This window comes from Acrocarpospora pleiomorpha (assembly GCF_009687885.1).
GTDB lineage: Bacteria > Actinomycetota > Actinomycetes > Streptosporangiales > Streptosporangiaceae > Acrocarpospora > Acrocarpospora pleiomorpha.
On record NZ_BLAF01000062.1, the window covers coordinates 53,188 to 68,263 of the forward strand.

The 15,076-nt window shown below is 68.0% G+C and carries 14 protein-coding genes; 9 read left to right on the top strand and 5 right to left on the bottom strand.

Going from position 1 to position 15,076, the window contains the following annotated elements:
* Positions 1-64 precede the first annotated feature (64 nt).
* The 4 genes from Aple_RS55820 (at position 65) to Aple_RS39725 (ending at position 4,560) form a co-directional block, all read left to right on the top strand.
* Positions 65-853 (top strand): single-stranded DNA-binding protein, encoded by a 789-nt coding sequence (locus Aple_RS55820; RefSeq protein ID WP_155349925.1) that lies wholly within the window; start codon positions 65-67, stop codon positions 851-853.
* Positions 854-1,192: 339 nt separating this feature from the next.
* On the top strand, positions 1,193-2,485 hold the full coding sequence (locus tag Aple_RS39715; RefSeq protein WP_155349926.1) for a GGDEF domain-containing protein: 1,293 nt from the start codon (positions 1,193-1,195) through the stop codon (positions 2,483-2,485).
* Positions 2,486-2,495: 10 nt separating this feature from the next.
* Positions 2,496-4,160: an energy-dependent translational throttle protein EttA gene (gene ettA, locus Aple_RS39720; RefSeq protein ID WP_155349927.1), complete on the top strand. Its 1,665-nt coding sequence runs from the start codon at positions 2,496-2,498 to the stop codon at positions 4,158-4,160.
* A gap of 10 nt (positions 4,161-4,170) precedes the next feature.
* Positions 4,171-4,560, top strand: a complete 390-nt coding sequence (locus tag Aple_RS39725) for an acyl-CoA thioesterase (protein WP_218038734.1) — start codon at positions 4,171-4,173, stop codon at positions 4,558-4,560.
* Between the two features lie 389 nt (positions 4,561-4,949).
* Here Aple_RS39725 and Aple_RS39730 read toward each other — a convergent pair whose 3' ends face one another.
* From Aple_RS39730 to Aple_RS39740, 3 genes are all read right to left on the bottom strand, one after another.
* A complete protein-coding gene (locus Aple_RS39730) occupies positions 4,950-5,327 on the bottom strand; it encodes a globin (protein ID WP_155349928.1) in 378 nt (125 codons plus the stop codon).
* Positions 5,328-5,466: 139 nt separating this feature from the next.
* On the bottom strand, positions 5,467-6,480 hold the full coding sequence (locus Aple_RS39735; protein WP_155349942.1) for a mechanosensitive ion channel family protein: 1,014 nt from the start codon (positions 6,478-6,480) through the stop codon (positions 5,467-5,469).
* A 549-nt stretch (positions 6,481-7,029) separates the two neighbouring features.
* Positions 7,030-7,290 carry a hypothetical protein gene (locus Aple_RS39740; protein WP_155349929.1) on the bottom strand — a complete coding sequence of 87 codons (261 nt, stop codon included), beginning with the start codon at positions 7,288-7,290 and terminating at the stop codon, positions 7,030-7,032.
* Positions 7,291-7,614: 324 nt separating this feature from the next.
* On the opposite strand from Aple_RS39740, the gene Aple_RS39745 reads away from it, so the two are divergent.
* Positions 7,615-9,186 (top strand): tetratricopeptide repeat protein, encoded by a 1,572-nt coding sequence (locus Aple_RS39745; RefSeq protein WP_155349930.1) that lies wholly within the window; start codon positions 7,615-7,617, stop codon positions 9,184-9,186.
* A 14-nt stretch (positions 9,187-9,200) separates the two neighbouring features.
* A complete protein-coding gene (locus tag Aple_RS39750; RefSeq protein WP_246265071.1) occupies positions 9,201-9,686 on the top strand; it encodes a GNAT family N-acetyltransferase in 486 nt (161 codons plus the stop codon).
* A 32-nt stretch (positions 9,687-9,718) separates the two neighbouring features.
* On the opposite strand, the gene Aple_RS39755 is transcribed toward Aple_RS39750, so the two are convergent.
* On the bottom strand, positions 9,719-10,156 hold the full coding sequence (locus tag Aple_RS39755; protein ID WP_246265072.1) for an NUDIX hydrolase: 438 nt from the start codon (positions 10,154-10,156) through the stop codon (positions 9,719-9,721).
* A gap of 117 nt (positions 10,157-10,273) precedes the next feature.
* Between Aple_RS39755 and purU the strand changes: the two genes are divergently transcribed.
* Positions 10,274-11,122: a formyltetrahydrofolate deformylase gene (purU, locus tag Aple_RS39760; RefSeq protein ID WP_155349933.1), complete on the top strand. Its 849-nt coding sequence runs from the start codon at positions 10,274-10,276 to the stop codon at positions 11,120-11,122.
* 80 nt (positions 11,123-11,202) lie between these two features.
* Here the strand turns inward: purU and Aple_RS39765 are convergent, their stop codons facing one another.
* On the bottom strand, positions 11,203-13,272 hold the full coding sequence (locus tag Aple_RS39765) for a prolyl oligopeptidase family serine peptidase (protein WP_155349934.1): 2,070 nt from the start codon (positions 13,270-13,272) through the stop codon (positions 11,203-11,205).
* A 323-nt stretch (positions 13,273-13,595) separates the two neighbouring features.
* Here Aple_RS39765 and Aple_RS39770 point away from each other — a divergent pair, with 323 nt between their 5' ends.
* Together Aple_RS39770 and Aple_RS39775 are read left to right on the top strand one after the other, a co-directional pair.
* A complete protein-coding gene (locus Aple_RS39770; RefSeq protein ID WP_155349935.1) occupies positions 13,596-14,105 on the top strand; it encodes an HNH endonuclease in 510 nt (169 codons plus the stop codon).
* Between the two features lie 30 nt (positions 14,106-14,135).
* Positions 14,136-14,975 carry a GNAT family N-acetyltransferase gene (locus Aple_RS39775; RefSeq protein WP_155349936.1) on the top strand — a complete coding sequence of 280 codons (840 nt, stop codon included), beginning with the start codon at positions 14,136-14,138 and terminating at the stop codon, positions 14,973-14,975.
* Positions 14,976-15,076: the final 101 nt, after the last annotated feature.

Genomic DNA, 15,076 nt, shown 5'->3' on the forward strand with positions numbered 1-15,076 from the left:
GGTGGGGGCGGTCCGCGGGAGGGTGAGCGCGAGTCCGGCGAGGGTCCGGACCGTGGAGGCACTCATGAGCGAGATCTACGTCACCCTGTCGGGGAATGTCACCGACGATCCGAAGCAGTTCCACTTTGGTGACGGGTCCCGGGCGACCTCGATGCGGGTCGCGGTCAACCGCCGGTTCCTGGATCGCCAGACGCAGACCTGGCAGGACGGGGAGACCACCTTCTACACCGTGCGCTGCTATCGGGCGCTGGCCGACCACGTGGCCCAGTCGGTGCGGCGGGGGCATCCGGTGGTGGTGTCGGGCAAGCTGCGGGTGAAGCAGTTCGAGCGCGGCGGGGAGCAGCGTTTCTGGGTCGAGGTGGAGGCGGTCTCGGTCGGTCACGACCTCAAATGGGGGATCAGCAGCTTCGAGCGCCCGGTGCGCGGTTCCACGGGTCCGGTCGCCGCCGCGCGCGATCTCCGGGCCATGGAGGACGCCACCCGCGAGTGGGAGCTCACCACGGTTCCCTCGAACACGCTGCGCCTGCTGGAGGGCGGCGCGGGCAGGCTGGACGCCGAGCACGCCGAGCCGTATATGGCCGATGGCGCATACGAGAGCGTGGCCGACGGTTTGGCCGGTGGCCTGGCTGGCGGTGCTGCCGGCGGTCTGGGCGGCGGTTTGGCTGGCGGTGCTGCCGGCGGTCTGGGCGATGGTCTCGCCGGTGATGCGGCTGGTCTGGTCGATGACCAGGTCGGCGGTCTGGCTGGTGGTGAGGTCGGCGGTCTGGCCGGTGTGGCTGGTCTGGTGGAGGGTTCGGTGGACGACGGGCAGGAGGTTCCGTGGCCCGGTGACGCGATGCCGCTGGCGGCTTGACGGGGGAGGGGGGCATCGGCCGTGCGCGGCCGGTGCCCTCGATCAGGGTCCGGAGATCGGCCGATGGCGACGATCCGCGTCGCTGCAAGAGCACCAGATCAGGTCCAGGTAACGCCCCGCACCATGGCTGCTCCTTTCCCACACGGCCCGCCCGCGAAGGAGCGGTTCCCCACCAACGGGCGGCTGTAGCGAATCACCACAGAACCGCCCCCAGGCCATCAGAACGAATGGCCACGCTGCCCAAGGTAGCGGTTCCCGTCGCGCGTCGCACACTCCGCAACTATTGTGTTACACATCGTGAGACGCTGGAGACGGCGTATGGATGCGTTGGGGGATGGGATGGCAGCGCCCAGTCAGACCTCGGCCAAACCGATGGGCGGAATGCCGGCACGCGGGGGCCGGTGGCCCCTGCTGGCGCAACGGCGTCCGCTGGTGCTCTATCTGGTGGCGATCGTGGCGCTGGATCTGGCGGCGATCGGCTACTTCGCGGCGACCACCACGTTCGCGGTCGCCGACCTGGCCACGTTCCTGGCCCTGACGGCCTGTGGCGCGGTCTGCATCGAGGCGACCCGGCGGCTCGGCATGCCCGCCGGGGTCCACCGCGACCTGCTCTCGGCCTGGTGGCTGCCGGCCGCGCTGCTGCTGCCGCCGGTCTACGCGCTGGTCGCGCCGATCCCGCTGCAGATCCTGCTGCAGCTGCGGGTCCGGGCCACTGTCGCCTACCGGCGGGTGTTCAGCGCGGCCGCGATCGGCCTGGCGGCCGGGACCGCCTCGGTGGCCTTCCATGCCCGGGTGGCCGACCCGGGGGAGCTGGGCCTGGGCACCGGCTGGCCGATCGTGACGGCGGTCGCCTGCGCGGCCATGTTCACCGTGCTCAACACGGCATTGATCGCCATCGCCGCGCACACCGCCGACCCCGACAGCCGCTGGCGGGACGTGCTGTGGGATCGGGAGAGCCTGCTGCTGGACGCGGTCGAGCTCTGCCTGGGCGTGTCGGTGGCCATCCTGTGCGGGCTCAACCTGGCGCTGCTCCTGCTGGCGCTGCCTCCGGTCATGCTGCTGCAGCGCAGCCTGCTCCACGCCCAGCTGCAGGCCGCGGCCAGGACCGACCCGAAGACCGGCCTGCTCAACGCCGCCGCCTGGCAGCGCGAGGCGGACACCGAGATCGTCAGGGCCCGCCGCACCGGCGAGATGCTGGCCCTGCTGATCGTCGACATCGACCACTTCAAACGGGTCAACGACACCTACGGCCACCTGGTCGGCGACCAGGTCCTGATCGGGGTCGCGGCCACCCTGCGCAGCCAGCTGCGCGACTACGACGTGGTCGGCCGGTTCGGCGGCGAGGAGTTCGTGGTCCTGCTGCCCCGCGCCGACGTGGCCGAGGCCCGCCGGGTGGCCGAACGGCTCAGGACCCGGGTCGGGCGGATGGCCGTGCCCGCCGACGACGCCATGATCACCGTGACCATCTCGGCCGGAGTCGCGATCATGAACATGCACGGGGACGACCTGATCGAACTGCTCGCCGCCGCCGACCTGGCCCTCTACCGGGCCAAGGAACTGGGCCGAGACCGCATCTGCCTGCCCGCCACCCAGAATCCGCCGACGGACGGCAAGCCCGCCACGGCCCACTAAGCTTGACCCCATGGCCGAGTACATCTACACGATGCGACGTGTGCGCAAAGCGGTCGGCGACAAGGTGATCCTTGACGACGTCACGCTCTCCTTTCTGCCCGGAGCGAAGATCGGCGTGCTCGGTCCCAACGGCACCGGCAAGTCCACCCTGCTCAAGATGATGGCGGGCATCGAGAACACCTCCAACGGCGAAGCCCAGCTGATGCCCGGCTTCACCGTCGGCATGCTCCAGCAGGAGCCGCCGCTGAACGAGAGCAAGACCGTGCTCGGCAATGTGGAGGAGGGCGTCGCCGAGACCAAGGCGCTGCTCGACCGCTACAACCAGATCGTCGAGCAGATGGCCACCGACTACACCGACGAGCTGCTCAACGAGATGGGCAAGCTCCAGGACGAGATCGACCATCGCAACGCCTGGGAGCTCGAAAGCCAGCTGGAGCAGGCGATGGACGCGCTCCGCTGCCCGCCCGCCGACTCCCCGGTCACCACCCTGTCCGGGGGTGAGCGCCGCCGGGTCGCGCTGTGCAAGCTGCTGCTGGAGCAGCCCGACCTGCTCCTGCTCGACGAGCCCACCAACCACCTCGACGCCGAAAGCGTGCAGTGGTTGGAGTCCCACCTGGAGAAGTATCCGGGGACCGTGCTCGCCGTCACCCACGACCGTTACTTCCTCGACAACGTGGCCGGCTGGATCCTGGAACTCGACCGCGGCCGCTGCTATCCGTATGAGGGGAACTACTCCACCTACCTGGAGGCCAAGGCCGCCCGGTTGAAGGTGGAAGGGCAGAAGGACGCCAAGCGGAAGAAGCGACTGGAGGACGAGCTCCAGTGGGTGCGCTCCAACGCCAAGGCGCGGCAGACCAAGAGCAAGGCCCGCCTCCAGCGGTATGAGGAGATGGCCGCCGAGGCGGACAAGTTCCGCAAGCTGGACTTCGACGAGATCCAGATCCCGCCGGGCCCGCGCCTGGGCACCACGGTCATCCGGTCCGAGAACCTCACCAAGGGCTTCGAGGACCGGCTGCTGATGGACAATCTCAGCTTCGACCTGCCGCGTAACGGCATCGTCGGCGTGATCGGCCCGAATGGCGTCGGCAAGACCACGCTGTTCCGCATGATCACGGGCAGCGAGACGCCGGACAAGGGCGCGATCACCATCGGCGAGACCGTCAAGATCTCCTACGCGGACCAGACGCGTGCCGCCATCGAGGCGAGCAAGAACGTCTGGGAGGTGGTGTCCGACGGGCTCGACTACATCAAGGTGGGCAACGTCGAGATGCCGTCCCGGGCGTATATCGCGGCGTTCGGGTTCAAGGGTCCCGACCAGCAGAAGAAGGCGGGCGTGCTGTCCGGCGGCGAGCGGAACCGGCTCAACCTGGCGCTCACCCTCAAGCAGGGCGGCAACGTGCTGCTGCTGGACGAGCCGACCAACGACCTTGACACTGAGACGCTCTCCTCGCTGGAGAACGCGCTCCTGGACTTCCCCGGCTGCGCGGTCATCACCTCGCACGACCGGTGGTTCCTGGACCGCATCGCCACCCACATCCTGGCCTGGGAAGAGGGCTCGAACTGGTTCTGGTTCGAGGGCAACTTCGCGGACTACGAGAAGAACAAGATCGACCGGCTTGGCGCGGACGCGGCGCGCCCGCATCGGGTCACTTACCGCAAGCTGACGCGCGAGTAGCGTGCGGCATGTGTTCTCCCGGCAGATCCGGTTCGCCGACATCGATCAGCTGGGGCACGTCAACAATGTCCGGTTCTTCGACTACCTGGAGGACGCGCGGCTGGCCATGCTCTACCTGGATCCGATCCGGGCGGGTGGGCAGCCGCATCGTGGCCTGGTCGTGGCGCGGCACGAGATCGACTACCGGCGGGCGCTGACGTTCCGTCCCGAACCCGTGCGGGTGGAGACCTGGGTGACCGCGATCAGCCCGGTCCGGTTCACCTTGGCGTACGAGATTCGGGACGAGGACGTGGTCTTCGTGGAGGCCATGTCGGTCATGGTGGCCTACGACCCGGCGGCGGGGACGCCTCGCCGCCTCACCGGGGACGAGCGGGCCTACCTCGAGAAGTTCACCGCGTAACCAGCCAGGTGGCCGTGTCCGGGTTACCCCGAATGAAGTGTGGGCTTGGTTCGGTGGGGTTTCCCACCCGCCCAGCCCTTTGGTTTCCCTCGGGCTCCGCCCGCCCCCGCCAGCACTGTGGTCGTCCGAATGAAGCGTCGACTTGGTCCGGTGAGGGCCGACCCGCCCAGCCCCTTGGCTTCCTGCGGGCTCCGCCCGGCCCCCGCCAGCACCGTGGTCGTTCGAATGACCCGGCAGCTTGATCCGTCGGGGTTCTCCCACCCGCCCAGCTCTTCGTTTCTCTCGGGCTCCGCACGCCCCGTCGTCCCCCGTGGGCACCTCAGGGACAGCGTGCCCGTCCGTGGGCACCTCAGGGACAGCGTGCCTCCCTCCGGACCCCTGGCGCCGCCCTACGCGTTCACCAGGCTGTGCGCGGCGTAGACGAGGTATTTCCAGAGCTTCTCCCGCTGCTCCTCCGGGAGCCCCAAGGACTCGACCGCATCGCCCATGTGCCTGAGCCACGCATCCCGCTCCGGCTCCCCGATCACGAACGGCGCATGCCGCATGCGCAGCCGCGGATGGCCACGCTCCTGACTGTACGTACCCGGGCCACCCCAGTACTGGATCAGGAACAGCCGCAACCGCTCCTCGGCGCCGGTGAGGTCCGCTTCGGGATAGAGCGGACGCAGCAGCGGATCCTCCGCCACACCCTGGTAGAACCGGTGGACGAGGCGCTTGAAGGCCTCCTCGCCGCCGATGAGGTCGTAGAAACTCTCCTCGCTGGTCACGGATTCAGCCTAAGACAGCTACTCGCCAGTAAAGTCGCGGGGCCCGGGGGCGAAGATTTCCCCCGGGGGAGGATTCTCATCCCGCGGACCTTCCTGCCGGATGATGATTCTTCTGCCGCACCGAATTCGGCGTGCTGGATCAGGCGGCGAAGACCAGGCCCTGCTCGTCGAAGGCGCGCTTGATCCGGCGCCGGAGTTCGCGGGCGGCGTTGGCGCGCTCGCCGGGCACGGTCTTCACACTCACCCGGAAGATCACGGCGGAGTCGGAGATCTGCTCCATGCCGAAGACCTGCGGCTCCTCGACGATCACCGTGTCGTGGAAGTTCTCGTCCTCCCACAGCTGGGTGGCGATCTCCTTCAGCAGGTCCTGCACCCGGATCACATCCGTGTCGTACGCCACCGGAACGTCCACCACCGCCCGCGACCAGCCCTGGGACTCGTTGCCGACCCGGGTGATGGTGCCGTTCCTGACGTACCAGACCTTGCCGTCGATGTCGCGGAGCCGCGTGATGCGCAGGGTGACCGCTTCGACGGTGCCGATGGCGACTCCGGTGTCGATCACGTCGCCGACCCCGTATTGGTCCTCCACCAGCATGAACATGCCGGCGATGAAGTCCTTGACCAGCTCCTGCGCGCCGAAGCCGACCGCCACGCCGAGCACGCCGACGCTGGTGAGCAGGGGCGCGATCGGGATGCCGATCTTGGTGGCGATGGTGAGGAAGGCGGTGCCGAGGATGACCACCGAGGCGATGCTGCGCAGCACGGAGCCGAGGGTGTCGCCGCGCTGCCTGCGCCGTTCGCTGAGGATGGCGGAGGTGGCGTCCTCCGGGGTGGCGGCGCGGCGGAGCCGGTCCGGCAGCACGCCTTCACCGGCCCGCAGGGTGATCCGGGTGATCAGCCGATGCGCGATCTTCCTGATCACCATGGCTGCGACCAGGATCAGCAGAATGATCAGGATCACGTCGGCGACCCCGGCGACCAGCGGGATCCACTCGGGGTAGGCGGCTCGCGGCGGGAGCATGGCATTCAGAACCGTACAGAGCAGGCCTTCGCCTTTGTTGCACGCCTCGACGAGACTCTGGCTCGCCTCGTGGAAATCGATGATCGGGCTCGGTGTGGAGCTGGGGGACGGACTTGGCGTCACGCTGGGCATGATGCTCGGTGTCGGGCTCGGGCTCGGGGAGAGCAGGAACACGAGGTGGATCCCCCTCGGATCGGTTCATTCGGCGTTAGGTGAGGTCGACGCAGGTCAACCTAAACCATATTGCCGAGCGAACCGGCCAACGTCACATTACGCCGGGGAGACGTGAGTGCCTGACCCCGGGCCGCGGAGGGCAGGGGCAGACATTCCTGTGACGGCTGGCAGGACCGGGACGCGCACCCGGAAGCGCATCCCAAGCCGTTCTCCGAGAGGGGGATCCCCCCGATGACCATCCAGCCCGGTCGCCCGTGCCGGATGGCAGCCAGCCGGGTACGGCTCCGCGCCGGAGCCGTACCCGAGACTGCGTGGACCCGAGAGCCCACGAAATTCCGTACCAGTACCAATCAGATCCGCCGGTTCGGGGCCGGCGGGATGCCACAACGTTCCCCGCGAGGAGCGTTCCGCACCGGGCATCCCACCGGCCCTGTGGAGCCGCGGTGGCCGCGACGAGCCAAGGTGACTGCGCTTCACCTGGTTCGTCGCGGCGGTGCGATCATTCGGTCAATCGCCTACCGCGGCGAGCACACGCGCGACCTTCGTCGCGGCACCGGCCGGATCGTCCGCCCGGTGCATTCGCTCCCCCCAGGACCACCAATAGTCCGCCGCCTTGCAGACGACGTTCTCGATGAGACTGGTCGCATTCGGGTTGATCACGCGGACGAAGGCACGGCCGGTCTGGCTGTGCACCACCCGCGCGTGAAATCCCCGAGTGCCGAGCTCTGAAGCAAGACGCTCCAGATGCCCGAAATCGTCCTCCCCCACCGTTCGTCCTCCTTCTCGGGCTCTTTCGGTGATTTGCGGCTCTGCGTTTCGGTGCTGGTTGGCCCAAGATGACTTACCAGGCCGCACTGGTCAACGAAGCGCAAAGGCAGCTCTGGATGCGGTTACCACCAAGTGGGTTGAAAGAACCAGCCCGGGGGTGGACGATCCTTAATCAGCACGTTCGACAGTGGGACCGGGCCGGACAAAACTGGTCCATCATTTAGTTGGGCGGAGTGCAACCTTAGGGTTACGCTAAGTCAGTAGATGAGGACCGGTCGGGACATGTGGGCGGCGCGTACGGCTGGCCACGAGAGAGGGGCCGGTATGTCCGGCAGGCAACACAAGGAGACGGAGACCGCGAGGCGGGTCCGGGCCCGAGGCCTGGCCGCTGGGCGGAGTCTGGCGAGCGTCGCCGAAGAGATCTTCGAGACATGCTCGCCGCTGTTCGGCACCACCCGGATCAAATCCCACCGGCTTTCGAACGGCATCGCGCTCGCCGACGTGATCGAGCAGGTGCGCGCCCTTTTCGAGCGGGACGGGAAGGCAATCCCGGGAATCGGGGAAACGTTGCTGTCCGCGTATGAATCCGGACTCAAGCGCCCCGGGCCCGAGTACCTCCACTACCTCTGCTGTGTCTACCGGGTCGAACCGGTCGCCTTGGGCTACGACGGTCCCTGCATCTGCGGTCATGGTCACCGCATGCCGGGAGTGGTCCGCGGTGGCGACCTGCAAGACGGAAGATCCGACACATCCCCCGTCTCGCGCGAGCTGCTGGTCCTCTCGGACGGCGGTGACCCCTCAACGGGCGGGGGCGAGGAGGACGAGAACGTGCTACGGAGGACGCTGTTGAAGCTCCTCGCCGGCACCTCGGTGAGCCTGGACGGTCAGGTCCTGGGTGCGGTTGAGAACATCAGGCGGCGGATGGACGACACCATGGTGTCGGCGACCGTCTCTCCGGCGATGCTCGATCAGTGGGAGGAATCCACGATCGGCTTTGGCCGCCAATATATGAACACCCCGCCGCTCCGGCTGCTCTGCGACGTGCTGCTGGAATTCGCGGCGGTCCGCAAGGCGATGGAACGACGCCAGCCGGTCGATCTTCAGGAGCGGCTCTGCCGGATGGCGGCGCAGCTTTCCGGGCTGTGCGGCATGATCATGATCGATCTCGGCGACCACCGGCTGGCGCGGTCCTTCTTCCGCACCGGGCGGACCGCCGCCGACGAGACGGGCGACCGCGCGCTGCGCGCCTGGGTGGTGGCCCGCGAGGCGCTCGTCCCGCTCTACTACGGCGACCCCCGCGAGGCCCTCACGCTGGCCAAGAAGAGCCGCGACATGGCCGGCCAGACGCCCTGTGCGGCGAAGACCATGGCCCCCGTCGTGGAGGCCAGGGCGCTGGCCATGCTGGCCGGCAGCAACGGCCAGAAGAAGGACGTGGTCGACCAGGCCAAGCGGGCGCTGTCCCGGGCCCGCACCGCGTTCTCCCAGATGGTCCCGTCCGAGCAGGAGGACACCGCGTTCGGCTACACCGAGCGCCAGCTCTACTTCTACCAGGGCGACGTGTTGGTGCGGCTAGGCGAGACGCTTGAGGCCGACGTCGTGCTGGAGCAGGCCCTCGGGCAGTACGAGGGCGAGCCGCTGGACCAGACGCTTATCCGGCTCGACCTGGCCCAGTGCCGCCTCATCGAGGGCGAGCCCGAGGAGGCCGTGGAGCTGGCCATCCGGGCGCTGGAGATGATCGAGAAGATCCACCGCACCGAACTGGTGATAGCCAGGGTGAACGAGCTCATCGGCGGGATCACCGGTAAGTATGGCGAGATCAAGGGCCTGGACCGGCTCAGGGATGTCGCCCTGGACCGGGCCCAGTTAGATCTCGGCGATCTGGTGGGGGGTTCGTGAGCTTCCCGTTACGGGTGCGGCGCTACCGGTGGTCCGATCTGGACCAGGTTTGGGCGCTGCACCAGATCAGCCTTGCCCAGGTCGGGCTCGCGCCCGGCGACGGTGTCTACTACGAGGACGATTTCCCCCGGATCAGCGAGGTGTATCTGGCCGATCGGGGCGAATTCCTCGTCGGTGAGGTGCCCGGCGGTCGGATCGTCGCCATGGGCGGATTGCGCCGTTTGGATGAGGACACGGCGGAGATGTGCCGGTTGCGGGTGCATCCGGAGTATCAGCGGCGTGGTTATGGCGCGCAGATCCTGGAATTGCTCGAACAGCGGGCGTGCGAGTTGGGTTACAGCCTCCTGCGCGGGGACACCACCCTGCAGCAGGGGGCGGCGATCGAGCTTTACCGCAAGTACGGCTGGCGCGAACTCAGCCGCGAAGTCCGCGGCGACGCCGTCGTTCTTTATGGCGAAAAATCACTAATTCCTGTGAATTCTGGTCAATTCATCAGGTAGGTACGGCCGGCTGGTGAAAGTTTCCGGCCGGTTCACAACAGGTGATCGAGAATGGCGAGCAGGTTCGGTGGCTCGATCGGCTCGGGGAGCGCGGCCAGGTCGGCCCGGGAGTGCCAGGCGTGGCCGCGGTAGGTGCCGTCCTCCTCCGGGGTGAGCTCGGTGGAGGCCACGTCGGGAGTGGTGTCGAAGCGCGCCAGGAAGAACGGCTCGGTCTTGACGTAGTGAACGCCTAGCCAGTGGTAGTCGCGTTCGACCGGTATCCACTGGTCAAGGACCCTGTCCCCGGGCAGCCCGGTCTCTTCGGCGAGCTCGCGGCGCGCCGCTTCCAGGGGTGTCTCGCCGGGTTCGATCCCGCCGCCGGGGGGCTCCCAGAAGACGACATCGCTCACGTGATCGTGCCAGCGGAGCAGGAGCACACGGCCCTGACCGTCCACGCAGAGAACCCGGGCCGCGGGTCGTGAGTCAGCCACGATCGCCCATCCTGCCATCGGAGCGGACGACCTATCTGCGGAACATCCGGGACAGTGATATCCGGGGAGAGCGATATCATGCTCAGCCGAAGGACACGCGCGGCCCAAGGGATCCCGATGAACGCCGAATATGTGCTGACCCTGTCCTGCCCGGACCGGCCAGGGGTGGTCGCGGCCGTCTCCGGGTTACTGGCCGGGCGCGGGTGCAACATCACCGAGAGCCAGCAGTTCGGCGACCCCGAAGCCGATCGGTTCTTCATGCGCGTGCAGTTCACCGGCGCCGTGCCGATGGACGAGCTGCGGGTCGGCTTCGCCGCTCTCGCCACCGAGTTCCGGATGGATCTGCAACTTTTCGACCGGGCGGTGAAGCCGCGGGTCCTGGTGCTGGTCAGCAAGTTCGATCACTGCCTGAACGACCTGCTCTACCGGGTGCGCTCCCGGCTGCTCGACATCGAGATCGTCGCGGTCGCGTCAAACCACCCCGACCTGCGACCGCTCACCCAGTCGTACGGGATCGACTACCACCACCTGCCCGTCACGCCGGAGACGAAGGGCAGGCAGGAGGGCGAGATTCTCACCCTGGTCGACCACTACCGGGCCGATCTGGTGGTGCTGGCGCGTTACATGCAGGTCTTGTCCGAGGACCTGTGCGCCAAACTCTCCGGCCGGGTGATCAATATTCACCACTCGTTCCTGCCGTCGTTCAAGGGCGCCAAGCCCTACCACCAGGCGCACGCCCGTGGCGTCAAGCTCATCGGCGCGACCGCCCACTATGTGACCGCCGACCTGGACGAGGGCCCGATCATCGAACAGGAGGTGGCCCGGGTGAACCACACCCACTCCGCCACCGACCTGGTCGCCATCGGCAAGGACCTCGAATGCCAGGCTCTGGCTCGTGCCGTCCGCTGGCACGCCGAACACCGAATCCTCCTAGACGGCCACAAAACCGTCATCTTCCCCCGTTAAGGCGCCTGTACGCCCCTGGCCCGCCGGTCACCAGAGGCAGAAGTTTCCACCATAGGGTTCACCGCCGGGCCCGAGCAGGGTTACGACTCGTGCGCCAGCCCGGTGTGGGTGGCGAGGAAGGCCAGCTGGTCGGCGGCCAGGGCGACCGTCTTGCTGACCGAGCGGGCCCCGTGCCCGGCCTCGGTCTCGTTGCGGAGCAGGATTGGGCGGTCGGAGGACGTCGCGAACTGCAGGGCGGCCGCCATCTTCCAGGCGTGCAGCGGATGAACCCGGGTGTCGGAGGCGAACACGGTGAACAGTGTCGCCGGGTAGGCCACCCCCTCCCGGACGTGGTGATACGGCGAGTAGGACCACAGCCAGCCGAACTCCTCGGCCACCTCGGCCGAGCCGTACTCCACGTTCCAGGTGGCGCCGAGGCCGAACTGCTCGTAGCGGATCATGTCCAGCAGCGGGGCGGAGCAGACGACCGCCGCATAGAGCTCCGGGCGCTGGGTGAGGGCCGCGCCGACCAGCAGGCCGCCGTTGGAGCCGCCGGAGATGGCCAGCTGCGCCGAGGTGGTCACGCCGGTGGCGATCAGGTGCTCGGCCGCCGCGTGCAGGTCGTCGAAGACGTTCTGCTTGGCGCCGAGCATCCCGGCCCGGTGCCACTCCTCGCCCTGCTCGCCGCCGCCGCGCAGCTGCGCGATCGCGTAGACCCCGCCGGCCTCGACCCAGGTCAGGATGGAGGCCGAATAGCCGGGCGCCATCGAGATGCCGAAGCCGCCATAGCCGTACAGCACGGTGGGGCGGGGGCCGGAGCTGTCGACGGGGGAGATGACCAGCATGTGCACCTCGGTGCCGTCGGCCGAGGAGTAGACGACGTGCTCCGTCCTGACCGGGGGGACCTCCACCGAGCCGGGGGAGGCGGCCCAGAGGGTCGTCTCGCCGGTTCTGGCGTCGTAGCGCTGGATCGTGGGCGGGGTGGTGTTGTCGGTGTAGCCGAACCAGGCCTCGTGGCCGCCCTCAGGGCGCTCCGAGAGGCCGCCGATGGTGCCGAGGCCGGGGGTGGGCACCGCGCCGGTCCTGACGCCGTCAGACAGGCGGTGCACCGAGATCTCCGCGATGGCGTGGCGGGTCCAGCCCACCAGCATGATCGGATCGTCCAGCTCGTCGAGGATCGCGAAGTCGCTCAGCACGGCCTCGGCGTCCTGCGGGATCAGGTCCCGCCAGTTCTCGTGGCCGGGAGCCTCCGGCGAGGTCACGCACACCCGGCCGCGTGGCGCGTCCCGGTCGGTGAACACGTAGAGCCTGCCGTCCCGGCCGAAATGCAGGCCGGTCTGCGCGTCCACGTCCTCCTGGACGGTGATCAGCGTGGGGGCCTCGTGCGGGGAGGACTCCAGGTCGGCGATCCAGAGGTCGTTGCGTGGCGCGGTGCCCCGGGAGGCGGAGATCGTCAGCCAGTGGCCGTCGCGGGAGACCGAGACCCCGTAGTAGTTGGTCTTCTCCAGCCCTTCGCCGAAGATCATCACATCGTCGTCGGCGGGCGTGCCAAGAACATGCAGGTAGACGCGCCGGTGATACTGATCCTCGCCCTCCGGCACCTGGTCGGGGGCCAACCGGCGCACGTAGTAGTAGGACTCCCCACCGGGCAGCCAGGCCACCGGAGAATACCGGCACCGGTCGATCGGGCCTTCGATCACCGCGCCGCTCTCGATGTCCAGCACGTGCAGCTGGGACTCCTCGTCGCCGCCGACCGAGATCTGGTACGCCAGCAGCCGCCCTTCCTTGTCAGGCTGCCAGGAGTCGAGCGTGGTCAGCCCGGACGGATCCAGCGCCATCGGGTCGATCAAGGCGCGTTCGCCCCGCTCGTCCACCACGTAGAGCACCGCGTGCTCCTGCTCGGGGGTGCGGCGCATGAAAAAATGTTTGTCGCCGCGCCAGGTCGGGGCCCCGATGGACCCCGATTTCAGCAGTTCCTCGACCCGCCCGCGGAAGCGCTCCCGGCCGGCCAGCCCGGCCTGCCCGAGCAGCTCGCCCTGGGCCTCCAGCCACTCCTTCACCTCGGGCGCGTCCGGATCCTCCAGCCATCGGTACGGATCGGGCACGGAGGTGCCGTGCAGGTCGTCGACGATCTCGGCCCGGCGAGCCGGTGGGTAAGGCGGTCGCGTCATGTCACGCACTTTAGGGCAGGCCACCGACAGACTCGTACCCCCAATACCGGGGAGTAAAAAGATGATCGCCGGGGCATAAAGAGCACCAGGCGTATCAGTTGCCCAGGTTATGGGGTGGCGGACAGGTCATCGCAAAGGCCACACTTTGGTTGAGGACGGTGCCGTGGTGACCATCCGCTGGACCGTCCGGCGGAGGTCTTCGTGAAGGAAACACCCGAGTCCCAACAGGTGGGGCCGCAACGTAGGCGCACAGTCGTCGCTCTGCGACTCGCCGCTCTCCGGTCGGCCGCCAGGTCTGCCGAGACTGCCGTGGAGGCCGGCTGATGCGCCAAGTCCTGCTCCTCAACGCCACCTACGAACCGCTCACCACGCTCTCCCTGCACCGGGCCATCATCCTGGTGCTGAGGGAGAAGGCCGACGTCGTCCACCGGGACGGCCGGGGCACGGTTCTCCGATCGGCCACCCGGACTCTGGACGTGCCGTCCGTGATCCGGCTGCGCCGCTACATCCGTATTCCGTACCGGTCCAGGATCCCGCTCACGCGGGCGGCGCTGATGCGCCGGGACGACTTCCGCTGCGCGTACTGCGGGCAGCGGGCCGAGACCATCGACCACGTGATCCCCCGATCCAAGGGTGGCCCGCACACGTGGGAGAACTGCGTCGCCTCATGTATGCCTTGCAATCACCGCAAGGCAGACAAGCTGCTGGAAGAGATCGGGTGGTCGCTCCGCGTCAGCCCAGCCGTGCCTCGCGGTGCGCACTGGCGGCTGATTGGTGCACAATTCGACGGTGATCCGCAGTGGGCTCCTTATCTCACGGAGTCGGCGGCCTGAACTCGCTGATCGGACGGGCACAATCGAATCATGACGTGGACGCTCACCTCAGACGTGTCGGCCTACGCCGAAGCAGCCGAGCCCTGGCTGCTCCGGGATCCCGTGCGCAACACGGTCCTGCTGACCGTGTTGCGCTGGATCCGGAGCGGTCAGTACTCGGATCCCTTGATGGGCTGGTTTGTCGAGCATGGGGAGGTGCGGGGGGCTTTATGTCATACGCCGCCGTATCCGCTGCTGCTGGGGTCATCCCCGTTCGCCGAGTTGCCCGCTTTGGTGGGGCAACTGGTCAATCGCGGTCGTGAGCTGCCCGGGGTGACCGGGCCGGTGGAGACCGTGTCCACTTTCGCTTCCGCCTGGTGGCAGCAGGAAAAGGAACGCCGCTCGGAGCGCCTCTACCGGCTTGCCACGCTGGTCGCGCCCGGCGGCCCTGACGGCCGTTCCGCTCTGTACGGCCCGGGCCGGGCGCGGGTGGCCACCCTCGACGACCTCCCGACCGCCGTCCACTGGTTCCGCGCCTTCCAGACCGAGGCCCACGTCGACGTCTCCGCCGACCCCGGGCCGGTCGTCTCGGCTCGGCTGAATCGCAACGAGCTCGTCTGGTGGGAACTGGCGGGTCGCCCAGTCTCGCTGGCGGGTGTATCGACGCCGATCTCCGGCATGTCCCGCGTCGGCCCCGTCTTCACGCCTCCGGAGTTCCGCCGCCACGGGTACGGCTCAGCCGTCACCTACGCCGCCACCCGCAAAGCCATCGATGACGGCGCCACCGAGGTCCTCCTGTTCACAGACCTCTCCAACCCCGTCTCCAATTCCATCTACCAATCAATCGGCTACGTCCCGGTATCGGACTACGCAACCATCACCTTCTCCTGAAACGTTTCTCTCCCCCGCCCGCCCTTTGAGGCGTTGGCGGTCGGTCTGTGTTGGCGTGTCTCGGGTGGGGCGGGCTGGTTTGTTGCCGGGTTTCTCCCCAC